Raw genomic sequence first — 24,413 nt, 5'->3', positions numbered from 1 at the left:
TCCTCACACCCTCCGCCACCTCCCACCTGCGACCACCAGGAGATCCCATGCCCACCAGGAACGTCGTCGTCGGCTCGGCCGTCGGCCTGCACGCCCGCCCCGCCGCGATCATCAGCGAGGCCGCCGGCGACCTCGACACCGAGGTGCTGATCGGCCTGCCCGGCGACGAGCCGGTCGACGCCGGGTCGTCGCTGCTGATCATGACCCTGGGTGCCGAGAACGGCGCCACGGTCGAGGTGTCCGGCGAGAGCCAGGCCGACGTCGACCTGATCGCCGCCCTGATCGAGAAGGACCTCGACGCCGAGTAGCGCCGAAGAGCGACTGCCAGACTGGGCGCCATGGCCGGCCAGGACGAGAGCGCGACGGCGTCCGGCCGACCGGCCGGGCGCCGTCGCCGTCGTCGCTGGACCCTCTGGTCGGGCCTGGCCCTCGTGCTCGTCGGGCTGGCGGTCCTCGCGTGGGTCGGCTGGCAGCTCTACGGCACCAACCTGGTCTCCCAGCGACGCCACGAGCAGACCGTCGACCGGCTCGAGCAGGAGTGGGACGGGCCCGGGCCGCAGGCCCGAGCCACGGTCGAGACCGCCCAGGGCACGGCCACCGCGATCCTGCGGATCCCCGCCTTCGGCGACGACTACGCCGTCCCGGTGCTCGAGGGCGTGGCCGACGAGGCCCTGGCCGCGGGCGTGGGTCACTTCGAGTCGTCCGCCGGGCCCGGCGACGTCGGCAACTACGCCCTCGCCGGCCACCGGATCACCCACGGCGAGCCGCTGCGCGACCTGCCGGCGCTCGCCGCGGGCGACGAGGTCGTCGTCGAGACCCGCGACACCGTCTACACCTACGTCCTCGACACCGGCGGCGCTCAGCTGCGGGTGCCGTTCACGGCCGGGTGGGTCGTCGACGCGCAGCCGGTCAACCCCGACGGCGGGGTCGGCCCGCGCGGTGGCGAGGACCGGCTGATCACGCTCACCACCTGCGCCGAGCTCTTCCACACCGACGACCGCCTGGTGGCCTTCGGGCACCTGCGCTCGGCGGTCGCACGCTGACGTCGGTCGCGCGCCGGGGCGGTGCCGGTCAGTCCGGGGCGACCGTCGTACGCCGGCGCAGCTCGCGGTAGACCACGCGCACCCCGACGGCCCGCGCGAGCTCGTCCATCACCGTGGTGAAGAACTCCTTGCGGTAGAGGTCGTCGGTGATCGCCACGACGGTGAAGTACAGGCCGGAGAACCCCGCGAGGAAGACCGCGACGTGGGCGAGCTCGCGGCTGACCAGGTGGGGCCCGGGCAGGAAGTACTCGGGGTGGTGGTCGGGGCCCAGCCAGGTGGTGATCACGCTGTCGTCGATGGCGACGGCCCCGAAGACGATGAAGAAGACGAACACCGCGAGCGCGAGCATGAGGACCTGCACGGCCTGGGCCACCACGAGCACCAGCACGAGGTTGACCATCTGCAGGCCGTGGACCTGGGCCTCCTCGGGCAGGTCGACGTCGGAGTCGACCACCTCGTGGGCGACCTGCGCCAGCGGGGTGCCCTCGGTCGCACGCAGCACGTCGTCGGCCTGGACGTGGTCGTCGAAGGCGTCGAGCTCCTCGGCCAGCCGCGGCACGAGGAACCCCACGGCGGCCGCGGCGAAGAACAGCACCGAGCCCCACAGCACGCCGCCGCGCAGCGCGGAGGCCACCTGCCAGACCTCGGTGTTGATGAACAGGAACGTGATGAACAGCAGCAGCATCGGCAGCGCCCGGGTGGCCAGCGGCAGCAGCAGCCCGAGGCTCCCGAACGCCCGCCGCAGCGCCCACGCCGCGATCGTCGAGGCCTGCAACGCACGCAGGCCGTAGAGCACGAGGACCACGACTGCCACGCTGGCCCCGGTGGGCGGGCCCAGCGTGCCGTCGCCGGCCGCGAGGCCGACCGCCACACCGCTGGTCACCCCCAGGAGCAGGGCGACCAGGACCACCGACACGATCCGGGGCCGGCTCAACCGGTCGGCGACGACCGACCGCGTCTCGTCGACGAAGTAGGGCAGCCCGTGCCGCTCGAACCAGGCCTCCGCGAGGGCGAGGGCCTCGCGGTCACGCACCGAGGAGCTCGCGGGTGCGGCGTACGTCGTCGGCCATCTGCTCCAGCAGCGGGTCGATGCCGTCGAACGTGACCATGCCGCGCAGCCGCTCGACGAACTCGACCTCGACCTCGACGCCGTAGAGGTCGAGGTCGGTGCGGTCGAGCACGTAGCTCTCGATCCGGCGGTAGCGCGCACCGTCGAAGGTCGGGTTGGTGCCGACGCTGATGGCGGCGGGGTAGGTCTCGGCGGTGTCGAGCCGACGCAGCCACCCGGCGTAGACACCGTCGGCGGGAGCAGCGGTGAGGCCGTCGGTCGGCACGTTGGCCGTCGGGTAGCCCAGCTCCCGGCCGCGCTGGTCGCCCTGGACCACCTCGCCCCGCACGGCGAACGGGCGCCCGAGCGCCTCGGCGGCGCCGGCGACGTCGCCCGCGGCCAGGCAGGTGCGGATGTAGGTCGACGACCAGACCTGCGGCCCGCCGTCGAGCAGGACGCCCTCGGCCGCGAAGCCCGCCACCGCCCCGGCCGCCGCGAGGAAGGCCACGTCACCGCCGGCCCGGTGACCGAAGCGGAAGTTGGCGCCCACGACCACGGCGCGCGCGTGCAGCGCCGAGACCAGCACCCGGTCGACGAACTCCTGGGGGGTCCACGACGCGACGTCCATGTCGAACGGCAGCGCGAACACGTGGTCGACACCGACCTCGGCCAGCAGCGCCGCCCGCTCCTCGAGCGTGGTCAACATCGACGGTGCGTGCTCAGGACGCAGGACCGCCATCGGGTGGGGGTCGAACGTCACCGTCACCAGGGGGCAGCCGAGCTCGTCGGCGCGTTGGCGGGCCCGGGCCACCACGGCCCGGTGCCCCCGGTGGACCCCGTCGAAGTTGCCGACGGTCACCGCGGTGCCTGCCGCGACCAGGTCGGTCGGTACGTCGGTGAAGGAGCGCCAGATCGTCACGCCCGTCAGCCTAGAGAGTCCGCCACGACGACCGATCGCAGGTCACGCCGGCGTGACGCGGATCTTGCTCGACACCGCAGCGAGCACCTCGGGGGTGATCTCGGTGATCGCGTGGTGCGCGGCAGCGTGCTCGGCGACCTGACCCAGCAGCACCTCCCGGCTCTCGGCGTCGAACGACTGCGCACAACCGGGCATCACGTCGCCACAGGCCAGCTTGAAGGTCATGTCGGGCTCCTCGGGAGGTGGGGGGTGCCGCCTCAGGATGGCACGGTGGCCCGCCGCGCGTCGGGGATGCGCACGTGGAACGTCGTGCGGTGGTCGTCCTGCTCGACGCCGATCGTGCCACCGTGGACGACGGTGAGCGCCCGGGCGAGGTAGAGACCCACCGTCACCCGCTCGTGGGTCTCGTCGCGGTCGAACGGCTCGAACATCACCTGCAGGGCCACCGGGTCGAGGGGCTCCCCGAGCCGCACGACGCGGACCTCGACCCACGGGGGCACGGTCTCGACCTCGACGCACACCTCGACGGCACCCGGCACGGTGGGTCCGGCGCCGGCCGCGACCCACAGGTCACGCAGGACGCGTCGCAACAGCGTCGGGTCGACCAGCACGTCGACGCCGGCCCCCTCCCCACCGACCACGGGCGCCGGGCTGAGTGCGGCGACGAGCTCACCGAGGGTGACCCAGGTGGCGTCGAGCGAGAGCCGGCCGAGCATCGCGGCGGTCAGCAGCTCGACGTCGCGGGCCTGGTCGGCGAGCTCGTCGAGCGCGCCCTGGAGGTGCGTGGCGACCTCGACGACGCCCTCGGTGCCACGGTCGACGGCGGAGTCGTGCAGCAGACCGACCCACATCTGGGCCACGGCCAACGGGTTGCGCAACCCGTGCATGAAGACCGACAGGAAGCGGTCGCGGTAGCGGGCGACGTCGCCGACCGGCCGATGGGTGACCTGGGCGGTGCCGGCCTCGACGAAGGCGCTCAGCCACCGGTCGAGCAGGACGCGCTCGACGGCCCAGCGGCCCGCGACGGCGTCGGGGTCGTCCCCGGCGAGCACTTCGAGGACGGCACGGACCCGAGCATCGTCATGACTGTTTGCGATCACGCGCCCCACACGCGGGTGCTTGCCGTCCGGCTCACCCATGGCTTTGGCCCCTTCCCCTGCGGGGGAGGATAGGGGTAACGGGTGAACAAGTCATGTCGTTCGGTGCGATTCCTCCGCTTGTGGCCAAGATCGAGGAGCAATCCGTCGCCGAACCCGTCTCAGGGCGCGGAATCGGGGGTCGGTCAGGCCATCGGTCAGACGAAGACGGCCACCGGCCGCGACCCGGATTCGGCCGGTTCGTAGAGCGCCAGGAACTCCCCGTCGGGTGCGAACACTGCGCTCAGGGCGCCGACGGGGCGGGCGAGCCGCCGTCCGACCCGGACGTCGGCCGCCTCGTCCTCGTCGAGCTCGACGGCCGGGAACGTCGCCCGCGCGGCTGCGGCGATCGGCACGACGCCGAAGTCGTCGGCCAGCTCCTCCAGGGTCCGCGCCGAGGCGAGGTCGAAGGCCCCCACCGCGGTGCGCCGCAGCGCCGTCAGGTGTCCCCCGACGCCGAGGTCGCGGCCGACGTCGCGCGCGATCGCGCGGATGTAGGTGCCGCTGGAGCAGCGCACCGAGACCCGCACCAGGTCGCCCTCGACCGCGTGCACCGCCAGGTCGTGGACCGTCACCCGGCGCGCCGGCAGATCGACCTCCTCGCCGTCGCGGACGCGCTGGTAGGCGCGCTTGCCGTCGACCTTGATCGCCGACACCGCGGTGGGCACTTGCGCGATCTCGCCGACGTAGGACGTGAGCGCGGCGCGCACCCGTTCCTCGGTCACGGCCGCGAGGTCGCCGGCCGCCGCCGTCGCGACCACCTCGCCCTCGGCGTCGTCGGTGGTGGTCGTCACCCCGAGGCGGATCGTGGCGTCGTACTGCTTCTCGGTGACCATCAGGTGACCGAGCAGCCGGGTGGCCCGGTCGACCCCGAGCACCAGCACCCCGGTCGCCATGGGGTCGAGGGTGCCGGCGTGGCCGACCTTGCGGGTGCCCGCGAGGCGTCGTACGCGCGCCACCACGTCGTGGGAGGTGATGCCGCCCGGCTTGTCGACCACGACGAGCCCCGGAGCGGTCACTCCCGCTCGGCCTCGTCGTCGTCGCCGGTGTCGTCGGCGTCGGAGATCTCGCGCGGCTTCTTGTAGGGGTCCTCGTCGCCGGCGTAGGACGAGCCACGGGCGGCCGCGGCCGCCTCGTCGATCGCCCGGGCCCGGGCGAGCACCTCGTCGAGCGCGCGCGCCTCCTCGGGCAGGGCGTCGTGGAAGAACGTGAGGGTCGGGACGATGCGGGTGCCGAGCTGCTTGGCCACCTCCGAGCGCAGGATGCCCTTCGCGGACTCCAGCGCCGCGGCGGTGCCGGCCATCTCGTCCTCGCCGCCCAGCACGGTGTAGAAGATCGAGGCCTGCTGCCCGTCGCCGGTCAGGCGCACGTCGGTGATGGTCACGAAACCCAGCCGGGGGTCCTTGATCCGTCGCTCGAGCATCTCGGCCACGATCACCTGGATCCGGTCGGCGATCTTGCGCACGCGGGGGCTGGCCATGGTTCCTACTCTCTCAGACCGGTTCGGACGAACGACGAGGAGCACGGCGGGGCCGCGTCACGCCTGGTACGCCGCAGGCGGCCCCCGCGAAGCGAGGGCCGCCTGTGGTGGGGAGCATCAGCTCCGGGGGATCTCGCGCATCTCGAAGGCCTCCACGACATCGCCTTCCTTGATGTCCTGGAAGTTGCGCAGCACCAGACCGCACTCAAAGCCCTCGCGGACCTCGGAGGCGTCGTCCTTCTCGCGCTTGAGCGAGGCGAGGTCGAGGTTGTCGGCCACCACCTTGCTGTCGCGCAGGATGCGGACCTTGGCGTTGCGGCGGATGGTGCCGCTGGTGACCATGCAACCCGCGATCTTGCCGATCTTGGAGCTGGAGAAGATCGCACGGATCTCCGCCTGGCCCAGGGTCGACTCCTCGTACTCGGGCTTGAGCATGCCCTTGAGGGCGGCCTCGATCTCGTCGATGGCCTGGTAGATGACCGTGTAGTAACGGATCTCCACGCCCTCCTTGTCGGCCATCTCGGTCGCCTTGCCCTGCGGGCGGACGTTGAAGCCGATGATGATCGCGTCGGAGGCAGCAGCCAGGTCGACGTTGGTCTCGGTGATCGCACCGACACCGCGGTCGATGACGCGGATGCTGACCTCGTCGCCGACGTCGATCTGCGACAGGGCGTCCTCGAGCGCCTCGACCGAGCCGGACACGTCGCCCTTGAGGATGAGGTTGAGCTCCTGGCTCGCACCCTTCTCCATGGACGCCATGAAGTCCTCGAGCGTGCGACGTCCGCGGCTCTTGGCCTGCATGGCCGCGCGCTGGCGGGCCTCGCGCTTCTCGGCGATCTGGCGGGCCATCCGGTCGTCGTCGACGACCAGGAAGTTCTGACCCGCACCGGGCACCGAGCTGAGGCCGAGGACCATGGCCGGACGGGCCGGCAGGGCCTCGGTGATCTCGTCACCGTGCTCGTCGATCATGGCGCGCACGCGGCCGTGGGCCGCACCGGCGACGATCGAGTCACCGACGCGCAGCGTGCCGCGCTGGACCAGGACCGTGGCCACCGGGCCACGACCGCGGTCGAGGTGGGCCTCGACGACCAGACCCTGGGCGTCCTGGGTCGGGTTGGCCCGCAGGTCGAGCGACGCGTCGGCGGTCAGGACGACGGCCTCGAGCAGCTTGTCGAGGTTGAGCTCGGACTTGGCCGAGACGTCGACGAACATCGAGTCGCCGCCGTACTCCTCGGGCACCAGGCCGTACTCGGTGAGCTGGCCGCGGACCTTGGTCGGGTCGGCGTCGGGCTTGTCGATCTTGTTGACCGCGACCACGATCGGGACGCCGGCGGCGCGGGCGTGGTTGAGCGCCTCGACCGTCTGCGGCATGACGCCGTCGTCGGCCGCGACCACGAGGATCGCGATGTCGGTCGCCTGCGCACCACGCGCACGCATGGCGGTGAACGCCTCGTGACCCGGGGTGTCGATGAGGGTGATCCGACGCTCAGTGCCGTCGACCTCGGTCGCGACCTGGTAGGCACCGATGTGCTGGGTGATGCCACCGGCCTCCTTGTCGACGACGTTGGCGTTGCGCAGCGCGTCGAGGAGCTTGGTCTTTCCGTGGTCGACGTGACCCATGACGGTGACGACCGGGGGCCGCACCACCAGGTCGGACTCGTCGCCCTCGTCGGAGCCGAACTCGATGTCGAAGGACTCGAGCAGCTCGCGGTCCTCGTCCTCGGGCGAGATGATCTCGATGACGTAGTTGAGCTCCTCACCGAGCAGCTCGAGCGTGGCGTCGTTGACCGACTCGGTCGCGGTGACCATCTCACCGAGGTGGAACAGCATCTGCACCAGCTGGGCTGCGTCGACACCGGCCTTCTCGGCGAAGTCGGTCAGCGAGGCGCCACGAGCCAGCCGGACGGTCTCGCCGCTGCCCTTGCGGACGCGCATGCCACCCAGCGTCGGGGCCTCCATGGCCTCGAACTCTTGACGACGAGCGCGCTTCGACTTGCGACCACGACGCGACGGACCACCGGCGCGCCCGAAGGCACCCTGGGTCTGACCGCGCTGACCGGGTCGGTTGCCGCCACCGGGGCGACCGCCACCGGCGAAGCCACCGGGACGACCGGGCGCACCGGCTCCGGCACCACCGGGGCCACCACCGGGCGCACCGCGACCGGGGGCACCGGGACGACCCGGAGCACCACCGGGGCGACCGGGACCGCCGGGACGACCTGGACCGCCGGCACCGGGACCACCGGGGCCACGGCCGAAGGCGGCGGGGTTCTTGGGCATCATCGCCGGGTTGGGGCGCGGCATGCCGGGACGCGGCGCGGCGCCACCCTCACGGGCGGCGGGCGGACGCGGCGGACGGTTGTCGCCGTCCTCGACGCTGGGCTCGGGGCGGGGCGCCGCGGGGCGACGGCCCATGCCCTGGTTGGACGAGAACGGGTTGTTGCCCGGACGCGGGGCACCGGGGCGACCGACCGGGCGCGGGGCCGGGGTCGGGGCCTTCGGGGTGGCCGACGGCGCAGCCGCGGCCGGGGCCGCGGGCGCCGCAGCGGCCGGAGCCGAGGGCGTGGCCGCGGCGGCCGGGGCCGGCTCGGCCACCGGGGTCACCGGGGCCGCAGCGACCGGGGCCGGGGTGGGCTCGGGCGTCGGCTCGGGGGCCGGCGCGGCCTTGGGGCCGGGCTTGGGGCCGGGCTTGCCGGTCGGCTTGGCCGGCGCCGCAGCGGCCGGCTTGTCCTCGGCGGGGGCGGCCGCCTTCAGCGACGCACCCACCTCCTTGCGGAAACGCATCTCCGCAGGCAGCTCGACGGTGGAGCTCGCCGACTTGACGAACTCGCCCATCTCCTTGAACTTCTCGAGAACGAACTTGCTCTCGACGCCGAACTCCTTCGCGAGTTCGTGCACGCGGGTCTTAGCCACAATTCTCCTTAGTGGCCCGACCCGCGGGAGCGTGATCGGACCTAGTGGTGTTGCAAACTCATCGGGAAGTACTCATCGAGTGCTCATGAGCTGCTGCTCCAGTTCCTGGTCGTCATCTGGTGATCGCGCTGGCGAGGTAGTCGCCCACCGGCGTGCTGGAGAGGCCCGGGTCGGACCGCAGGGCCCGTCCGAACGCCCTTCGGCGCACCGCGAGGTCGTAACACCTGGTGGTGGGGTGCACGTGTGCGCCCCGTCCGGGTGCGGTGGCTGTCGGATCGGGCACCACGGCCGGGCGGCCGTCTGCGTCCGAGCCGGCGGTCACCCGCAACAACTCGCTCTTGGCGGCCCGCTCGCGACACCCGATGCACGTGCGGACAGGATCGACACGCACACAGGGAGACGGTTGCTGGACCACCGTGGCCAGTCTAGCCCTCGCCGGGCCCAACACCGAATGCGCCACGACCATGAGGGACTCAGCCGGGCGACGGAGGATCTGCGCCCAGCACCCGCGCGAGGTGCATCCAGAGCAGGACGCCCAGCTCGGCATCGGCGGCGTCGCTGCCGCCGTGGACCAGGTGCGAGGTCGTGGGCGGGCTCTCGCCGGGAAGCAGGACCCGGTGACCGGCTGCCGGGTGCGTGATGACGGTGGTGGTCAGGCCCGCCGCCTCGCGACGCAGGGCGATCTCGTCGCAGAAGTGGATGCTCGGCCACAGGCGGTCGTCGCCGCCGGCGGTCAGCACGACCTCGCCGGCGATGCGCTCGACCGGCAGCCGCGCCGCCGGCACACGGTCGGCGAAGCGAGCCAGCGCGCTCAGGTAGTGGTCGTGGTGCTCGACCGGGTCGGTCGTCGACACCCAGTCGTCGTCGTACGGCACGAAGGGCAGCGGCTCACCGCCGCGCGTCCACGACGAGCGCTGCGGCCGGTCGGTGCTCAGCGCTGCCCACACCACGTCGCTGGGCGAGATGCCGACCACCGCGTCGATCTCCGGGTGCAGCGCCCCGAGCAGCAGCGCCGCCTCCGCCCCACGCGACGTGCCGAGCACGACCAGCCGCTCGCAACGTCCGTGGAGCGAGGCGAGGGGTTCGTCGAAGGACTCCAGCGGCACCAGGTCGACGGCGTCGCCGAACCAGCGGTACGACGACGCGACCACGCCCCCCAGCCCTGCCAGCACGTCGCACCGGTCGGTCTCGACGCGGCCGCTCGAGCCGGAGAGCACCAGCACTCCGGTGGGACCGTCGCCGACGACGTACGGCTCCGCGGCCGGGCTCACCGGCGCGGGGCCTGCTCCTCGTCGCCGTGGATGTCGATGCGCCAGCCGGTCAGCCGGGCGGCGAGGCGGGCGTTCTGGCCCTCCTTGCCGATCGCCAGCGACAGCTGGAACGACGGCACGACGACGCGGGCCGAGCGGGCGGCGAGGTCGACGACCTCGACGCTCTTGACCTGTGAGGGCGACAGCGCGTGAGCGACGAACGTGGCCGGGTCGTCGGAGTAGTCGACGATGTCGATCTTCTCCTCGTTGAGCGCGTGCATGACGGCGCGCACCCGCTGGCCCATCGGGCCGATGCAGGCGCCCTTGGGGTTGACGCCCGGCACGGTGGCCTTGACCGCGATCTTGGTGCGGTGGCCGGCCTCGCGGGCGATCGCGGCGATCTCGACCTCGCCGGAGGCGATCTCGGGGACCTCGAGCGCGAAGAGCTTCTTGACCAGGTTGGGGTGTGAGCGGGTCAAGGTGATCTGCGGGCCGCGCATGCCCTTGCGGACCGACAGCACCAGGCACCGGATCCGGGTGCCGTGGCTGTAGTCCTCGCCCGGCACGCGCTCGCTGACCGGGAGCAGGCCCTCGACCTTGCCGAGGTCGACCAGCACGTCGTCGGGGTTGCGGCCCTGCTGGATGATGCCCGAGATCAGGTCGCCCTCCTTGCCGGAGAACTCGCCGTACTTGATCTCGTCCTCGGCGTCGCGCAGCCGCTGCATCATGATCTGCTTGGCCGTCGTCGCGGCGATCCGCCCGAACCCGGCCGGGGTGTCGTCGAACTCGCCGATCTTGACGCCGTCCTCGTCGACCTCGGCCGCCATCACGCTCACGTGGCCGGTCTTGCGGTCGAGGGTCACGCGCGCGTCGTCGATCGCGCCGGGCGACTTGTGGTACGCCGTCAGCAGGGCCTGCTCGATCGCCTCGACGAGGACGTCGAACTTGATCTCCTTCTCGCGCTCCAGCTGTCGCAGGATGTTGAGGTCGATGTCCATCAGTCGTCGTCTCCTTCGGCCTCGTCGGCCTCGTCTTCTTCGTCCAGCGCTGCTGGCTCTGCGGGTGCGTTCCTGCGGTTGAACTCGATCTGCACCAGGGCCTTGCGCACGTCGGCGTAGTCGAGGCGGCGCACGGCGCCGTCGACGTCGACCTCGACACCGGTGTCGTCGCTGTCGCCGATGCGCCCGGTCAGCGTGGTGTCGTCGCCGAGGGTGACCTTGACCAGGCGGTCGGCGTTGCGCCGCCAGTGGCGCGGCAGGGTGAGCGGGCGGTCGACGCCACGCGAGGTGACCTCGAGGGTGTAGGGCTGCTGCCCCATCGCCACCGACGGGTCGGTGTCGAGCACGTCGCCGACGACGCGGGTCGCCTCGGCCACGTCGTCCATGGTGACGCCGCCGTCCTGGTCGACGGCGACGCGGACGACGCTCCGCTTGCCGGCGGCGCTCACCTCGACGGCCTCGAGGTCGAGCCCGAGCTCGGCCAGGGGGTCGGTGAGCGCTGCCTGGATGCGGCTGGTCAACGCCTCGGTGGCGGACATCCTCGACCTCCTGTGCAGTTGTGTCAGCTGTGTCAGTGGTGGTGCAGTGGTGCCTGCCCACCCTAGGGCATCGACCGGGTCCGACCGGATATCGTCGCCCGGTGCCGTCGCCCCCGCCCACCGCCCCGACCCTGAGCCGACGGGTCGTGCTCGGCGCCGCCGTGGGCGCGGTGGTCGTCGCAGCGGCCGGGTGCTCGGCGTCCTCGCTCGACCCCACGTCGGACGACCCGACGATCACCCCCACCAGCAGCCCGTCGGCCGACGGCGAGCCCGCGGCCGTCGACGACACCGCCCTGGTCGGCGCCGTGCTGGCCGCGCTCGCGGTGGCGCATCGCTCGGCCCGCGCCGACGCCCGGGCGCACCAGGAGGTCGCAGCGACGTTGCGCCCCTTCGAGCGGCTGCACCTCGTGCACGCCCGCGAGCTCGGCGACCTGCCCCGCAGCACGAACGGGGTCGGGCCTTCGGCGTCCCCCGCGCAGGCCCTGGCGCGCCTGGGTCGGCGCGAGGAGCGGCTGCAGCGCACCCTCGTCGAGGCCGCCACCTCGGCCGGGAGCGGGGCGCTGGCCCAGACCCTCGCGTCGATGGCCGGGGCCGTCGCCCAGCTGCGGACCACCCTGTGAGCTACCTCGACGCACTGCAGACCACCCTGGCCGCCGAGCACGCGGCCCTCTTCGTCGTCGGCTACGTCGGGGCGCAGACGTCGCAGTCCGGCGCACCACGGCTCTACGACGCCCTGCGCGAGTCCTACACGACCCACCGCGACCGGCGCGACCAGCTCGTCGAGCTGGTCGGCGAGGCCGGCGGCGAGCCGGTCGCCGCGGCGGCGTCGTACGACCTGCCCGCGGTGCGGCCCGACGAGACTGCTTCCCTGTCGGCCGCCGCCCTGGCCGTCGAGCAGGCGTGCGGGGCGACGTACGGCTTCCTGGTCGCGAGCGCGACCGGGTCGCAGCGCACCTGGGCGATCGACGCGGTGCTCGACTCGGCGGTGCGTGAGCTCGCCCTGGGCGGCAGCCCGCGGGCGTTCCCGGGCCGCTGAGGGCGGGAGAAAAACAGAGCGGTCCGCGAACTCATCCTCCGGGGAACTCCCGAGATGCTCCCCGGAGGGACGAGTACGCGGACCGCTGATGGCCTGGGACAGAGGCCAGGTGAAGGGAACCGGGTGGGCCGGGGGGACATCCCTTCGTGCAGAAGTCTGCAACAGGGGACCCTCCGGGGACACCGAGCCAATCCATCACAAGTCTGCAATGCAGAAACCTGCAAGATCCTGCAAGGACCTGCACCGGGCCGCAGCGGTCCGTGATCGGGTCCCCGCCGCAACGCGAACCGGCCGCGACCGCGCCCCGGGAGGCGTGGTCGCGGCCGGCGCGGGTCGCGTCGGTGGCGCCGGTCAGGCGCGGTAGGCGGCGAACATCTGGTTGGCGCGGGTGCTCTGGCCGGGGGTGAACTGGTCGTAGCAGGCGTCGTAGCTGTAGTCCATGTAGTTGTGGATCGGGTCGAGGCCCGGGAGCGTGCACGAGTCGCGGCCCTCGGGGCACCCGCTGGTGGCACTGGACTGGGCCGGGGTGTCGCCCACCTCGTCGTTGGTGGCGACGCAGCCGCCCTGGAAGGTGTGGTAGAGCCCGAACCAGTGACCGGCCTCGTGGGTGGCGGTCTTGCCGAGGTCGTAGTTGGCGATCGACCCGCCCGGCAGCGAGGAGTACTGCACGCGGATGCCGTCGATGCCGGGGTTCTTGGCGTAGTCCCACGGGAACGTGGCGATGCCGAGGTAGTTGAAGTCGACGAGCCAGATGTTGAGGGCGTTGGCGCCCCCCTGACGGGTCCGCTTGCGGTAGGTCGTGCTGGACCCGTCACGGTGCCAGGTGTCGTTGTAGAACCGGTCGGTGCCGGCCAGGGTGAAGGTGAACCCGGTGTTGGCGGCCGCCGTCGACTCCTGCCCGGCGAAGTCGGTGTTGAGCACCGCGATCTGCTGCGTGATCTGGGCGTCGGTGACGTCGCCGGCGCCGTTCTTGGCCGCCATCACGTGGACGTAGACGGGCACCGGGGCGGCGACCGCGGCACGGCGCTGACGCGCCGAGGTGCGCGACAGGATCCGGTCGGTACGCCGCTCGATCGCCCGCTGCTCGGCGCGCGTGATGTCGCGGTGGTCGGTCGCCTGGCCACCGCGGGCCGAGGTGGCCAGGTCGGGCCCGGGCTCGAAGCACTCCTGCTCGACGCTCGCGCGCCGCTCGACGGGGATCGCCGCCGAGGCCGACGGGGCCGGCAGGAAGGCCGCCGCGGTGACGGAGGCCGCAGCGAGCGCGAGGAGACGGAGCGTGACGTGGCGAGGTGAGCGCACGAGGGGTTCCTTTCGAGCGTCCGGCTGCGACGGTCGTCCGTGCCGGCTGAGCGGAGTGTCGCGGGTCGGGGCCCGCCCGCACCAGCCCCCCGGGCCCTTCACGTTCGTGCTCTGCACGATCTCGCAATCGGCCGGGCAGCCGTCACGAGACCACCACCGACCGCCACCCCACGGTGGTCGAGGGGCGCAACCTCCTCGACCACCGTGTGGTGACGGTGGGCCGCGGCGTCAGCGCCAGGCGTCGACGACGTCGACGATCTCGGCGAGCGTGGTGATGACGGCGTCGGGGTCGCCCTCGGTGTGGCCCACCTGGCTGGGCGGGATGTCGCTGTGGGGCACGTGGACGGCGCGCAGGCCGGCGTTGCGGGCACCCCACACGTCGTCGAAGAGCCGGTCCCCGACGTAGACGCAACGGCTCGGGTCGGTCGCGCCGACGGCGTCCATCGCGGCCCGGAAGGCCTGGGGTGACGGCTTGGTCCAGGGGATCTCGCTGGAGTAGACGTCGCCGTCGATCAGGTGGCGCACCCCGTCGCGCTCGAAGATGCCCTCGTGCACCGAGCGGGGCCAGATCGTGTTGGACAGCACGCCGACCTTGAGGCCGCGCTCGCGCAGCGCCTCCCACAGCGGCCCGACCTCGGGGTCGGTGAGGGTGTGCGGCTCCCAGAAGGCGTAGTAGCCCTCGAGCAGGTCGGGGTCGTGGTCGAGGCCGGCCACGGTGAACAGGTCGGCCACCGTCGAGCTCTGCTGGTGGTCGCGGCTGCGCCCCCAGACGACCTCACCGGCGCGGTGCAGCCGCTCGGCGGAGACGTGGACGTCGTGGTCGACGCCGGTCACGGCCTGCGCGAGCGCGAGCGACTCGGCGTGGAAGTCGATGTCGTGCCACTGGGTGAGGGTGCCGCCCCAGTCGAAGATGACGGCGTCGACACCGCCACCCGGCACGTCAGGACCTCACCAGGGCGACCAGGTGGTCGACGACCGCGGAGGTGGCGACGTCCTCGCGCTCGCCGGTACGCCGGTCCTTGACCTCGATCGTGCCGTCGGCGAAGCCCTTGCCGACCACGACGATGGTCGGGATGCCGATGAGCTCGGCGTCCTTGAACTTCACGCCGGGGCTGGTCTTGCCGCGGCGGTCGTCGTAGAGGACCCGGACGCCGGCGGCGTCGAGCTCGCGGGCGATCTCCTCGGCCGTGGCGTACAGGGCGTCCTCCTTGCCGGCGGCCACCAGGTGCACGTCGGCGGGCGCGACGTTGCGGGGCCAGCACAGCCCGACGTCGTCGAGGGTGTCCTCGGCGATCGCGGCGACGGCGCGGCTGACGCCGACGCCGTAGGAGCCCATCGTGACCGTCACGAGCTTGCCGTGGGGGTCGAGCACCCGGAGGTCGAGGGCGTCGGCGTACTTGCGGCCGAGCTGGAAGACGTGACCCATCTCGATGCCACGGGCGGTCTCGAGGGTGCCCTCGTCGCAGCTGGGGCAGGCGTCGCCGTCGCGGACCTCGGCGGCCTCGATGGTGCCGTCGGGGGTGAAGTCGCGACCCGCGACGAGGTCGAGGACGTGGCTGCCCTCGACGTCGGCACCGGTGACCCAGCGGGTGCCCTCGACGACCCGGGGGTCGACCAGGTAGCGGATCTCGGACGCGCTCTTCTCCCCCAGGACGCCGGGCCCGATGTAGCCCTTGACCAGCGCGGGGTGGCGGGCGAGCTCGGCCTCGTCCATGGGCTCGACCTCGATGGGCTCGAGCTGGCCCTCGAGCCGCTTCTGGTCGACCTCGCGGTCGCCGGGCAGGCCGATGGCGAGGGGCTCGCGGGTGCCGTCGGGGTGCTTGAGCATGACGAGCACGTTCTTGAGGGTGTCGCCGGCCGCCCACGGACGGTCGGCGCGGGGGAACGCCTCGTTGAGGTGGTCGACCAGCGTGTCGATGGTGGGGGTGGCGGGGGTCGCCTCGGCGTGCGCCTGGGGGGCGTCGTCGAAGGCCACGGGCTGCGGGGCGCGCACCTCGACGGCCTCGACGTTGGCGGCGTAGTCGCAGTGGGTGCAGCGGACGTAGGTGTCCTCGCCGACGGCCGAGCGGGCCAGGAACTCCTCGGACCGCGAGCCGCCCATGGCTCCCGACGTGGCCTTGACGATGACGTAGTCGAAGCCGAGCCGGTCGAAGATCCGGATGTAGGCGTCGCGGTGCTTCTGGTAGCTGGCGTCGAGCCCGGCGTCGTCGACGTCGAAGGAGTAGGAGTCCTTCATGATGAACTCGCGCCCGCGCAGCAGCCCGGCGCGGGGACGGGCCTCGTCGCGGTACTTCGTCTGGACCTGGTAGATCGACAGCGGCAGGTCCTTGTAGGACGAGTAGAGGTCCTTGACCACGAGGGTGAACATCTCCTCGTGGGTGGGGCCCAGCAGGTAATCGGCCCCCTTGCGGTCCTGCAGACGGAAGATGCCGTCGCCGTACTCGGTCCAGCGGTTGGTCGCCTCGTAGGGCTCGCGGGGCAGCAGCGCGGGGAAGCTCAGCTCCTGGGCGCCGATGGCGTCCATCTCCTCGCGGATGATGGCCTCGACGCGCCGCAGCACCTTCAGCCCCAGGGGCAGCCAGGAGTAGATGCCCGGCGCCGCGCGGCGGATGTAGCCGGCGCGGACCAGGAAGCGGTGGCTCTGGACCTCGGCGTCGTTGGGGTCGTCGCGCAGCGTGCGCACGAACAGGGTCGACATCCGCATGATCATGGGGTGAGGCTACGGCTCGCCGGTGCGGAGCAACCAATCAGTTACCCCGTGCGTCTTCTGTTCGAGCCGGCGACCCGCCGGCCCGTCACTCGGGAGGAACCCCCATGCTCACCACCCTGCGCACCCTGCGCCCCCTGCGCACCCTGCGCACCCTGCGCACCGTCGGCGCCCTCGCGCTCGCCGCGCTCGCGGCCGCACCTCTGCTCGCGTCGCCGGCCACGGCCGCGGGCCCGGTCGAGATCAAGCCGGCCCAGCTGAGCCGCGGGGCCGACCCCGCCACGCCGTACGTCTCGGGCGGCGAGGTCGTCGACGGCGACCGACGCGTCGACGTGCCCGGTCGCTCGGCGTCGGTCCTGGGCCGCTCCGGCGGCGGGTACGTCGTGGTGTCGCTGGTCGGGGACACCTGGACGACCTCGCGCGTCGGCACCGGCCCCGCGGCCACGATCGTCGAGGGCCCGCTCCCCGAGCAGGTGACGCTGTCGGGTGACGGCGGGGGTGTGCTGGTCACGTCCTTCCTGCAGCGACGCACGGCGATCGACTACTACGTCGCCGGCACCGGCGACCTGGTGCGGCACGGCCTGTTCGCCCGCTTCCCGCGGGTACTCGACGCCGAGGGCGACCGCGTCGTCGTCGGCGGGCCCGACGGCGGCTACCTGTGGAACGTGCGCACCAACCGGCGCACCCTGGTCGACTCCGGGATCGTCTACGCCGCCGACATCAGCAGCAACCGGCTCGCGTCCTTCGACAAGGACCCCTACGACGGCGGCTGCTCCCAGGTCAGCCAGCTGCGCTCGCCCCGCGAGCTGCTCTGGGCGTCGTGCCGCGAGGCGGTGCGGGCGTTCGCACCCGACGGCGACCGGATCGTGACCCAGCACAAGCTGACCGACGGGCTCGGCGCCGGCCGGCTGTGGGAGCGCACCCTCGAGGGCCGGCTCCTGGCGTCGTACACCGTGGGGAGCCACGTCGGCGGCGTCACGTGGGAGGACGACACCCACCTGCTGCTCGACGCCTACGGCACCCGCCGCTGGGCCGTCGTGCGCTGCTCGCAGGGCAGCTGCGAGCGGGCGTCCGCCGTACGCCGCACGCCGGGCTACTGACGGGCCATGTCAGTCGCCGTCAGTCGCCGTCAGTCGCCGTCAGTCGCCGTCAGTCGCCGCGGGTGGCGGCCAGCGCGGCCTTGACCATCGGCCACTGGCCGGGCAGCCGCGCGACGGTGCCGACCTTGAGCGCGGTGTTGTCGGTGCCCATCGCGTCGGCGGCCATCTTGAGGTTGGCGGGGAAGACCCCGAGCAGCAGCGCGACGCTCCCCCACCCGGCCAGCCGCCGGGTGGGGGGCGCGAGCAGCCCGAGCCCCAGGACGATCTCGGCGACGCCGCTGCCGAGGATGACCTCGCGGTGGGCCGGCACCCACGCCGGCATCATCGGCTCGTAGACCGCGGGCCGGGCGAGGTGGACGGCCCCGCTGCCGAGGAAGCCGAGGGCCAGGAACCGGGTGCTGCGCTGCAGGGTCACCGGGCGATCGTAGGGCTCGGCCCGGGATTCAGAACATGACGGTCGAGAAGCGCGCGGACTCCCGGAACCCGACCCGGGCGTAGGCCCGCCGCGCGGGCTGGTTCCACTCGTTGACGTAGAGGGAGACGACGGGGGCGATGTCGGCCTGCACCATCTTGACCACCGCGGCCATGCCCGCGACGGCCAGGCCCTCGCCGCGCCGCTCGGGCGGGACCCACACGCCCTGGATCTGCGCGGCGTCGGCGGTGGCGCAGGCGACCTCGGCCTTGAACACCAGCCGGCCGCCCTCGAAGCGGGCGAACGACCAGCCGCGCGACATCAGCTGGGTGACCCGGGCCCGGTAGAGGTCGCCGGTGCCGCCGGCCTCGGGCGAGACCCCGACCTCCTCGGTGTACATCGCGACGCAGGCGGGGTAGAGCAGGGCCATGTCGGCGCGCTCGGTACGGCGTACGAACGGGTCGGGCTCGACCGCCGGGGGTCCGTCGATGACCAGGTGCGGCTGCATCCAGCGGGTCTCGCGGGGGCGCCCCCAGCTACCGGCGACACCGTTCCAGAAGGTCCGCACCGCCTCGTGGGGGCCGACGATGGTGGTCGCGGTGCGGCTGCGGGTCAGCGCCCGCTCGGCGAAGGCGCGCGCGTCGTCGGGCGTGGCCTCGATCGGCACCAGGTTGGCACCGACGTGGCACGCGGCGACCAGCTCGCCGTCGTCGAAGCGACCCCACATCTCACCGCCGAGCCAGCGCGGCTCGAGGCTCGTGGTGCGGGCCCGGTAGAGGGCGAAGACGTTGACGACCGGGTCGCGGTTGGCCAGGCGCAGGAACGCCTCGAGGTCAGGGGTCCCGAGGACGCGGACCCCGTGACGGCTGGCTGGCACGGGCCAACCCTAGGGCAGTGGTCAGCTGACGGAGACCTGGGCGCCCGCACCGTCGACGGCCTCCATGCCCTCGGCCAGGCGCAGCGCCTCCTCGATGAGGGTCTCGACGATCTTGGACTCGGGCACGGTCTTGATGACCTCGCCCTTGACGAAGATCTGTCCCTTGCCGTTGCCCGAGGCCACACCGAGGTCGGCCTCGCGGGCCTCGCCGGGGCCGTTGACGACGCAGCCCATGACGGCCACGCGCAGCGGCACCTCGAGCCCGTCGAGGCCGGCGGTGACCTGCTCGGCGAGCGTGTAGACGTCGACCTGGGCGCGCCCGCAGCTGGGGCAGCTGACGATCTCGAGCTTGCGCGGGCGCAGGTTGAGCGACTGCAGGATCTGGATGCCGACCTTGACCTCCTCGACCGGGGGCGCGCTCAACGACACCCGGATCGTGTCGCCGATGCCCTGGCTGAGCAGCGCGCCGAAGGCGGTCGCGGACTTGATGGTGCCCTGGAACGCCGGCCCGGCCTCGGTGACGCCGAGGTGCAGCGGCCAGTCGCCGGCCTCGGCGAGCAGCTCGTAGGCGCGCACCATGACGACCGGGTCGTTGTGCTTGACCGAGATCTTGAAGTCGCGGAAGCCGTGCTCCTCGAACAGGCTCGCCTCCCACACGGCGCTCTCGACGAGCGCCTCGGGCGTGGCCTTGCCGTACTTGTCGAGGATCCGCTTGTCGAGCGAGCCCGCGTTGACGCCGATCCGGATCGAGGTGCCGCGGTCCTGGGCCGCCTTGGCGATCTCCTTGACCTGGTCGTCGAACTTGCGGATGTTGCCCGGGTTGACCCGGACGGCCGCGCAGCCGGCGTCGATCGCGGCGAAGACGTACTTGGGCTGGAAGTGGATGTCGGCGATGACCGGGATCTGCGAGTGGGCCGCGATCTCCTTGAGGGCGTCGGCGTCGTCCTGGCTGGGACAGGCCACCCGCACGATGTCGCAGCCGGTCGCGGTGAGCTCGGCGATCTGCTGCAGGGTGGCGTTGACGTCGGAGGTCAGGGTCGTGGTCATCGACTGCACCGACACCGGCGACTCGCTGCCCACCCCGACCTTGCCGACCTTGATCTGGCGGGTGGGACGTCGGGGGGCCAGCACCGGCGGCGGCGCTTCGGGCATCCCCAGGTTGATGGGCGTCGAGGTCATGGGTCCCAGGCTACTGCCGCCTTCCGCACCCACCCGACTCACCAGGGTGAGCGGAGGCGGCGCCAGCCGACCGGGTCGGGTCCGATCACCAGGCGCCCCGACCACCCACCCCGGCCGACCACACGGCGCACGTCGGGCCCGGTCGGCCCCCGTGCCGGTCCGGCCCGCCAGCCCAGACCGGCGGCAGCGCCACCAGGCAACGCGGGCGCGGCGGCACGAGCCGACCGGGTCGGGTCCGATCACCAGGCGCCCCGACCACCCACCCCGGCCGACCACACGGCGCACGTCGGGCCCGGTCGGCCCCCGTGCCGGTCCGGCCCGCCAGCCCAGACCGGCGGCAGCGCCACCAGGCAACGCGGGCGCGGCGGCACGAGCCGACCGGGCACGACCAATCAGACTCAGTACGGGGACGCGACCGGGGCGACCAGGTCGCCCACGATGAGCACCAGGCCCATCACCAGCATCACGCTGGCCACGACGTAGGCGATCGGGAGCAGCTTGGCCGCGTCGACGTAGCCGGGGTCGGGGCGTCGGCGGGAGCGGGCGATGCCGCGGCGCAGGGCCTCCCACAGCGCCGAGGCGATGTGGCCACCGTCGAGCGGCAGCAGCGGCACGAAGTTGAACAGCCCGATGAAGAGGTTGAACCCGGCGACCAGGACGACCAGGAACAGCACCTTCTCGCCGACGTCGAGCCGGTCGCTCGCGGTCGACTCGCCGGCGAAGCGGCCACCGCCGACGATGCTGACGGGGCTGTCGGCCGCCCGCTCCTGGACCCCGACGATCGCCTTCCCGACGCCGTAGACCTTGACCGGGAGGGTGCCGATGGCCTTGACCGTGTCGACGGTCATGGTGCCCATCTGCTCGAGGGTGAAGATCGGCCCGCCCTTGGTGACGGTGGCGGTCGAGGTCGGGGTGACCCCGAGGAAGCCGACCTGGGTCAGGACCTTGTCGTCGGCGGAGTCGGGGTCGGGGCGCGCCTGGACCGTCGTGCTGGTGGTGCGCGTGACCGGCTGGCCGTCACGCAGGTAGGTGATGGTGGCGTCGCCCGCGGTGTTGGACCGGATCAGGTCGCGCAGCTGGGTCCAGCCGGTGATGGCGGTGCCGTTGAACGACGTGATGGTGTCGCCGGGGCGCAGCCCGATCAGGTAGGCCGGGGTCTTCTTGTCCGACGCCGTGCAGGCGCGGCCGTCCTCGGAGTAGGGCACGAGGCACTCGGAGACCGACTCGACGACCGGCGCGCCGGGGTCGACCTTGGGCTCGCCCTGGACGCCGTTGAACGCGAAGACGCCCCAGAACAGGAAGAACGCGATGAGCAGGTTGACCGTCGGGCCGCCCGCCATCACCACGACCTTCTTCCACCACGGCATCTTGTAGAAGAGGCGGTCGGCGTCCTCGGGCTTGACCAGCTCCCACTCGGCGGTGCGGGCGTCGCTGATGAGCTGGGTGAACATGCCGGTGTTGGACTTGCGGACCCGCTGGACCTTGTTGCCCTCGTCGTCGTACTCGACGCTGTCGACGAGCTCCTCGGCCGCCGGCGGCAGCATGCCGACGATCTTGACGTAGCCGCCGAGCGGGATCGCCTTGACGCCGTACTCGGTCTCGCCGACCTGCTTGCTCCACACGGTGGGACCGAAGCCGACGAAGTACTGGGTGACCTTCCCGCCGAACGCCTTGGCGGGGATCATGTGGCCGAGCTCGTGCAGGCCGATGGACGTGAGGATGGCGGTGAAGAAGATCAGCACGCCGAGCACGTAGAGGAGGACGGTCAACTCAGTTTCCGATCAGGTGGTGCGCCAGGTCGCGGGCCCAGGAGTCGGCGGCGAGCACGTCGTCGACCGTGGGGGTCCCCTCCGAGGGTACGTCGTGGGTCCGCACGACGTCCCCGACACGGTCGACGATGTCGACGAAGGCGAGCCGGCCGGTGCGGAACGCCTCGACGCACACCTCGTTGGCGGCGTTGTAGACCGCGGGCGCCGTGCCCCCGCGCTGCCCGGCCTCGCGCGCCAGCGCGACCGCGGGGAACGCCTCGTCGTCGAGCGGGTGGAACTCCCAGGTCTCGGTGCGGGTCCAGTCGACGGGCGGGGCCGTGTCGGGCACCCGGTCGGGCCACGCGAGGCCCAGGGCGATCGGGATCAGCATCGTCGGCGGGCTGGCCTGGACCAGCGTCGAGCCGTCGACGAACTCGACCATCGAGTGCACGACGCTCGTCGGGTGCACCACGACCTCGATCCGGTCGAACGGGATGCCGAAGAGCAGGTGCGCCTCGATCACCTCGAGCCCCTTGTTGACCAGGGTGGCGGAGTTGATGGTGATGACCGGGCCCATGTCCCAGGTCGGGTGGGCCATCGCCTGCTCGGGGGTGACCGCGGCGAGCTCGTCGCGGCTGCGGCCGCGGAACGGGCCGCCGCTGGCCGTGAGCACCAGGCGCCGGACCTCATCGGCGCTGCCGCCGCGCAGGCACTGCGCGATCGCGCTGTGCTCGGAGTCGACCGGCACGATCTGCCCGGGCCTCGCGCGCTCGAGGACCAGCGGGCCGCCCATGATGAGCGACTCCTTGTTGGCCAGGGCCAGCGTCGTGCCGGCGTCGAGCGCGGCCAGCGTGGGCCGCAGCCCGACGGCGCCGGTGATGCCGTTGAGGACGACGTCGCACGGGTGCGCGGCCGCCTCGGTCGAGGCCTCCTCCCCCAGCCCGTGGAAGGCCGGGGCGAACTCCGCGACCTGCTGGGCGAACAGGTCGGGGTTGCTCCCACCGGCGGTCAGCCCGACGACGCGGAACCGGCCGGGGTTGCGGCGCACGACGTCGAGGGCCTGGGTGCCGATCGAGCCGGTCGAGCCGAGGATGACGACGTCCCTGGGACCTGCGCTGCGATCTGCCACGAGGAGAGTCTGTCAGCCGCGTGGCGGGCTACCCTCGGGCATGCGCACGCGAGCCGCTGCCCTGTTGGTCTCCCTGCTCGTGGCGACGGTCCCCGCCGTCGTCGCGGTCGGCGTGGTCGGCGTGGTCGGCGTGGTTGGCGTGGTCGGCGTGGTCGCCGTCAGCCCGGCGGACGCGCGGCCGGCGTCGTCTCGCGGTGACGGGCACGGCGCGCACCCGGACACCGAGCTGGTGGGGCAGTTCGACCTTCCGAGGCTGCGCACCCGCCAGGTGCACCTGAGCATCGACAGGTGGGGCTACCGCTTCCAGGGCGGTGGCACCGGCAACGACCTGACGATCACCGAGGTGGGCGGGGGCCTGCGCTACGTCGACCGCGCCGCCCGCGGCTGGAAGGCGCTGCCGTCGACCTGCCGCACGATCCAGGTCCCCCGCGGGGTCGGCGCCCAGTGCCGCATCCCCGCGAGGTTCCGCGACGGCCGGATGTTCCTGGAGGTCTGGCCGCGGCTCGGCGACGACCGGGTCGACGGCACCACGCTCTCGTCGCGCTTTCGCATGTGGGTGCTGACCGACGCCGGCGACGACTCGATCCGGATGGGCGCGGGCGCAGACTTCGCCAACGGTGCCTTCGACGACGACACCATCTCCGGCGGCGGGGGCGCCGACTGGGTCCGCGCCGGCATCGGCCGCAACCGGGTGTCGGGCGGGGCCGGCGACGACGAGCTCGCCGGCGGCGACGACCGCGACACCATCGCCGGGGGCCCCGGTCGCGACCAGGTGTTCGGCGGCAAGGGCGACGACGTCCTGCGCGGCGACGCCGACCCCGACACGATCGGTGGCGGCCCCGGCCGCGACACGGCCGTGCGCGACGCCTCCGACAAGGTCTTCGACTGCGAGGCCGTCCGGTCCTGACCCGGGTCGGTCACTGCGGCGGTTCGAGCAGCGAGCGCTGCACCTCACCGAGCCAGACGAGGTCGGCCTGGGCCCGACGCAGGCCGAACAACGCCGTCATGGCGCGCGCGTCCAGGCCCGCCAGCAGCCTGGCCGACCGCTCGTCCGCCCCGGCGCCCGCGTCGGACGACAGCGCCAGGGGCGGGAGGTCGTCGACCGCGACCCCGCGGCGGCGCAGGATGTCGGCACAGTGGGCCTCGGCGGCCGTGGCGCGCTCACGCCACGCGTCGAGGAGCCCGGTGAGGCGCCCGGTGTCGGCGTACGCCGCGAAGAACAGCTGCAGCTGGAGCGGCTGACGTCCCCGCTCCTCGGTGAGGTCGACCTCGGCCAGCCAGCGCGCGAACGCCTCCCGGCCGGCCTCGGTCACCTCGTAGACGCGCCGGTCGGGGGCACCGACCTGGGGGACCTCCGTCGCCGTGGCCAGGCCACGGGCGGCGAGCTTGGGCAGCTCGGCGTAGATGTGCGCGCGGGTCACGGGCCAGAAGTGGGCGATCGAGCGGTCGGCGACCCGCGCGAGGTCCCACCCGGTGGCCGGGCCGTCCATCAGCAGGCCGAGGACGACGTGGCCGCCGGTCGACAGCGGTCGCGCGCTTGACCGGGGCGAGGGCTCGGGGCTCACGCGGATCTCCTCTCGGGGCTTGACGTCGGGTGCTG

General features: G+C 72.8%; 26 protein-coding genes. 6 read left to right on the top strand and 20 right to left on the bottom strand.

Annotated features, from left to right (window positions below):
• Positions 1 to 47 precede the first annotated feature (47 nt).
• The gene (locus tag FZC61_RS12690; protein ID WP_148614556.1) at positions 48 to 308 is read left to right on the top strand and encodes an HPr family phosphocarrier protein; all 261 of its coding nucleotides are present in this window, start codon (positions 48 to 50) and stop codon (positions 306 to 308) included.
• Positions 309 to 338: 30 nt separating this feature from the next.
• A complete protein-coding gene (locus tag FZC61_RS12685) occupies positions 339 to 1,043 on the top strand; it encodes a class E sortase (RefSeq protein WP_148614555.1) in 705 nt (234 codons plus the stop codon).
• Between the two features lie 28 nt (positions 1,044 to 1,071).
• Here the strand turns inward: FZC61_RS12685 and FZC61_RS12680 are convergent, their stop codons facing one another.
• The 11 genes from FZC61_RS12680 to rimP all read right to left on the bottom strand — a co-directional run bounded on the left by FZC61_RS12680 (position 1,072) and on the right by rimP (position 11,326).
• Positions 1,072 to 2,076: a hypothetical protein gene (locus FZC61_RS12680; RefSeq protein ID WP_148614554.1), complete on the bottom strand. Its 1,005-nt coding sequence runs from the start codon at positions 2,074 to 2,076 to the stop codon at positions 1,072 to 1,074.
• The gene (locus FZC61_RS12675) at positions 2,069 to 3,010 is read right to left on the bottom strand and encodes a bifunctional riboflavin kinase/FAD synthetase (protein ID WP_148614553.1); all 942 of its coding nucleotides are present in this window, start codon (positions 3,008 to 3,010) and stop codon (positions 2,069 to 2,071) included. Before FZC61_RS12675 ends, FZC61_RS12680 begins: the two co-directional genes overlap by 8 nt.
• Positions 3,011 to 3,052: 42 nt before the next feature.
• Positions 3,053 to 3,235: a DUF1059 domain-containing protein gene (locus FZC61_RS12670; RefSeq protein ID WP_148614552.1), complete on the bottom strand. Its 183-nt coding sequence runs from the start codon at positions 3,233 to 3,235 to the stop codon at positions 3,053 to 3,055.
• Positions 3,236 to 3,267: 32 nt separating this feature from the next.
• Entirely contained in the window at positions 3,268 to 4,062 is a 795-nt protein-coding gene (locus FZC61_RS12665; RefSeq protein WP_170286098.1) for a sensor histidine kinase, read from the bottom strand.
• Positions 4,063 to 4,304: 242 nt separating this feature from the next.
• Entirely contained in the window at positions 4,305 to 5,165 is an 861-nt protein-coding gene (gene truB / locus FZC61_RS12660) for a tRNA pseudouridine(55) synthase TruB (protein ID WP_148614550.1), read from the bottom strand.
• Entirely contained in the window at positions 5,162 to 5,626 is a 465-nt protein-coding gene (gene rbfA / locus FZC61_RS12655) for a 30S ribosome-binding factor RbfA (protein WP_148614549.1), read from the bottom strand. Before rbfA ends, truB begins: the two co-directional genes overlap by 4 nt.
• 117 nt (positions 5,627 to 5,743) lie before the next feature.
• Positions 5,744 to 8,539 (bottom strand): translation initiation factor IF-2, encoded by a 2,796-nt coding sequence (gene infB, locus FZC61_RS12650; protein ID WP_148614548.1) that lies wholly within the window; start codon positions 8,537 to 8,539, stop codon positions 5,744 to 5,746.
• A gap of 112 nt (positions 8,540 to 8,651) precedes the next feature.
• Complete coding sequence (locus tag FZC61_RS12645) at positions 8,652 to 9,005, bottom strand: YlxR family protein (protein WP_148614547.1); 354 nt, start codon at positions 9,003 to 9,005, stop codon at positions 8,652 to 8,654.
• A gap of 7 nt (positions 9,006 to 9,012) precedes the next feature.
• Positions 9,013 to 9,810 (bottom strand): acyl-CoA thioester hydrolase/BAAT C-terminal domain-containing protein, encoded by a 798-nt coding sequence (locus FZC61_RS23095; protein WP_170286097.1) that lies wholly within the window; start codon positions 9,808 to 9,810, stop codon positions 9,013 to 9,015.
• The gene (gene nusA, locus FZC61_RS12635) at positions 9,807 to 10,787 is read right to left on the bottom strand and encodes a transcription termination factor NusA (protein WP_148614545.1); all 981 of its coding nucleotides are present in this window, start codon (positions 10,785 to 10,787) and stop codon (positions 9,807 to 9,809) included. Before nusA ends, FZC61_RS23095 begins: the two co-directional genes overlap by 4 nt.
• Entirely contained in the window at positions 10,787 to 11,326 is a 540-nt protein-coding gene (gene rimP / locus FZC61_RS12630; protein WP_148614544.1) for a ribosome maturation factor RimP, read from the bottom strand. Before rimP ends, nusA begins: the two co-directional genes overlap by 1 nt.
• A 101-nt stretch (positions 11,327 to 11,427) precedes the next feature.
• Between rimP and FZC61_RS23090 the strand changes: the two genes are divergently transcribed.
• Positions 11,428 to 11,946 (top strand): hypothetical protein, encoded by a 519-nt coding sequence (locus tag FZC61_RS23090; RefSeq protein ID WP_170286096.1) that lies wholly within the window; start codon positions 11,428 to 11,430, stop codon positions 11,944 to 11,946.
• Entirely contained in the window at positions 11,943 to 12,362 is a 420-nt protein-coding gene (locus FZC61_RS23085; protein WP_170286095.1) for a ferritin-like domain-containing protein, read from the top strand. Before FZC61_RS23090 ends, FZC61_RS23085 begins: the two co-directional genes overlap by 4 nt.
• 351 nt (positions 12,363 to 12,713) lie before the next feature.
• On the opposite strand, the gene FZC61_RS12620 is transcribed toward FZC61_RS23085, so the two are convergent.
• The 3 genes from FZC61_RS12620 to FZC61_RS12610 all read right to left on the bottom strand — a co-directional run bounded on the left by FZC61_RS12620 (position 12,714) and on the right by FZC61_RS12610 (position 16,371).
• The gene (locus FZC61_RS12620; protein WP_211357231.1) at positions 12,714 to 13,661 is read right to left on the bottom strand and encodes a zinc metalloprotease; all 948 of its coding nucleotides are present in this window, start codon (positions 13,659 to 13,661) and stop codon (positions 12,714 to 12,716) included.
• A 228-nt stretch (positions 13,662 to 13,889) separates the two neighbouring features.
• Positions 13,890 to 14,600 (bottom strand): HAD family hydrolase, encoded by a 711-nt coding sequence (locus tag FZC61_RS12615; protein WP_148614542.1) that lies wholly within the window; start codon positions 14,598 to 14,600, stop codon positions 13,890 to 13,892.
• A 1-nt stretch (position 14,601) separates the two neighbouring features.
• Entirely contained in the window at positions 14,602 to 16,371 is a 1,770-nt protein-coding gene (locus FZC61_RS12610) for a proline--tRNA ligase (protein WP_148614541.1), read from the bottom strand.
• A gap of 104 nt (positions 16,372 to 16,475) precedes the next feature.
• On the opposite strand from FZC61_RS12610, the gene FZC61_RS12605 reads away from it, so the two are divergent.
• Complete coding sequence (locus tag FZC61_RS12605; protein WP_148614540.1) at positions 16,476 to 17,468, top strand: hypothetical protein; 993 nt, start codon at positions 16,476 to 16,478, stop codon at positions 17,466 to 17,468.
• Positions 17,469 to 17,517: 49 nt separating this feature from the next.
• Here FZC61_RS12605 and FZC61_RS12600 read toward each other — a convergent pair whose 3' ends face one another.
• The 5 genes from FZC61_RS12600 to dxr form a co-directional block, all read right to left on the bottom strand.
• The gene (locus FZC61_RS12600; protein WP_148614539.1) at positions 17,518 to 17,883 is read right to left on the bottom strand and encodes a DoxX family protein; all 366 of its coding nucleotides are present in this window, start codon (positions 17,881 to 17,883) and stop codon (positions 17,518 to 17,520) included.
• Positions 17,884 to 17,911: 28 nt separating this feature from the next.
• Positions 17,912 to 18,757: a GNAT family N-acetyltransferase gene (locus tag FZC61_RS12595; RefSeq protein ID WP_148614538.1), complete on the bottom strand. Its 846-nt coding sequence runs from the start codon at positions 18,755 to 18,757 to the stop codon at positions 17,912 to 17,914.
• Positions 18,758 to 18,778: 21 nt separating this feature from the next.
• Positions 18,779 to 19,936, bottom strand: coding sequence for a flavodoxin-dependent (E)-4-hydroxy-3-methylbut-2-enyl-diphosphate synthase (gene ispG, locus FZC61_RS12590; protein WP_148614537.1), 1,158 nt, complete (start codon positions 19,934 to 19,936; stop codon positions 18,779 to 18,781).
• A 398-nt stretch (positions 19,937 to 20,334) separates the two neighbouring features.
• A complete protein-coding gene (locus tag FZC61_RS12585; RefSeq protein WP_148614536.1) occupies positions 20,335 to 21,705 on the bottom strand; it encodes a M50 family metallopeptidase in 1,371 nt (456 codons plus the stop codon).
• 1 nt (position 21,706) lies between these two features.
• A complete protein-coding gene (gene dxr / locus FZC61_RS12580) occupies positions 21,707 to 22,813 on the bottom strand; it encodes a 1-deoxy-D-xylulose-5-phosphate reductoisomerase (protein ID WP_148614535.1) in 1,107 nt (368 codons plus the stop codon).
• A 40-nt stretch (positions 22,814 to 22,853) separates the two neighbouring features.
• Here dxr and FZC61_RS12570 point away from each other — a divergent pair, with 40 nt between their 5' ends.
• Complete coding sequence (locus FZC61_RS12570; protein WP_170286094.1) at positions 22,854 to 23,720, top strand: calcium-binding protein; 867 nt, start codon at positions 22,854 to 22,856, stop codon at positions 23,718 to 23,720.
• Positions 23,721 to 23,730: 10 nt separating this feature from the next.
• On the opposite strand, the gene FZC61_RS12565 is transcribed toward FZC61_RS12570, so the two are convergent.
• Positions 23,731 to 24,378, bottom strand: coding sequence for a PadR family transcriptional regulator (locus FZC61_RS12565; RefSeq protein WP_170286093.1), 648 nt, complete (start codon positions 24,376 to 24,378; stop codon positions 23,731 to 23,733).
• Positions 24,379 to 24,413: the final 35 nt, after the last annotated feature.

The sequence above is a fragment of the Nocardioides rubriscoriae genome (assembly GCF_008087085.1).
GTDB lineage: Bacteria > Actinomycetota > Actinomycetes > Propionibacteriales > Nocardioidaceae > Nocardioides > Nocardioides rubriscoriae.
The sequence above is the reverse complement of the archived record's forward strand: the minus strand, read 5'-3'. Positions and strand labels throughout refer to the sequence as shown.

What these genes read in the sequence shown, in the direction of transcription:
- FZC61_RS12690 (WP_148614556.1), top strand. Translation starts at nt 48, where the DNA reads ATGCCCACCAGGAACGTCGTCGTCGGCTCGGCCGTCGGCCTGCACGCC.
- FZC61_RS12685 (WP_148614555.1), top strand. Translation starts at nt 339, where the DNA reads ATGGCCGGCCAGGACGAGAGCGCGACGGCGTCCGGCCGACCGGCCGGG.
- FZC61_RS12670 (WP_148614552.1), bottom strand. Translation starts at nt 3,235, where the DNA reads ATGACCTTCAAGCTGGCCTGTGGCGACGTGATGCCCGGTTGTGCGCAG.
- rbfA (WP_148614549.1), bottom strand. Translation starts at nt 5,626, where the DNA reads ATGGCCAGCCCCCGCGTGCGCAAGATCGCCGACCGGATCCAGGTGATC.
- FZC61_RS12645 (WP_148614547.1), bottom strand. Translation starts at nt 9,005, where the DNA reads ATGGTCGTGGCGCATTCGGTGTTGGGCCCGGCGAGGGCTAGACTGGCC.
- nusA (WP_148614545.1), bottom strand. Translation starts at nt 10,787, where the DNA reads ATGGACATCGACCTCAACATCCTGCGACAGCTGGAGCGCGAGAAGGAG.
- rimP (WP_148614544.1), bottom strand. Translation starts at nt 11,326, where the DNA reads ATGTCCGCCACCGAGGCGTTGACCAGCCGCATCCAGGCAGCGCTCACC.
- FZC61_RS12610 (WP_148614541.1), bottom strand. Translation starts at nt 16,371, where the DNA reads ATGATCATGCGGATGTCGACCCTGTTCGTGCGCACGCTGCGCGACGAC.
- FZC61_RS12605 (WP_148614540.1), top strand. Translation starts at nt 16,476, where the DNA reads ATGCTCACCACCCTGCGCACCCTGCGCCCCCTGCGCACCCTGCGCACC.
- ispG (WP_148614537.1), bottom strand. Translation starts at nt 19,936, where the DNA reads ATGACCTCGACGCCCATCAACCTGGGGATGCCCGAAGCGCCGCCGCCG.
- FZC61_RS12570 (WP_170286094.1), top strand. Translation starts at nt 22,854, where the DNA reads ATGCGCACGCGAGCCGCTGCCCTGTTGGTCTCCCTGCTCGTGGCGACG.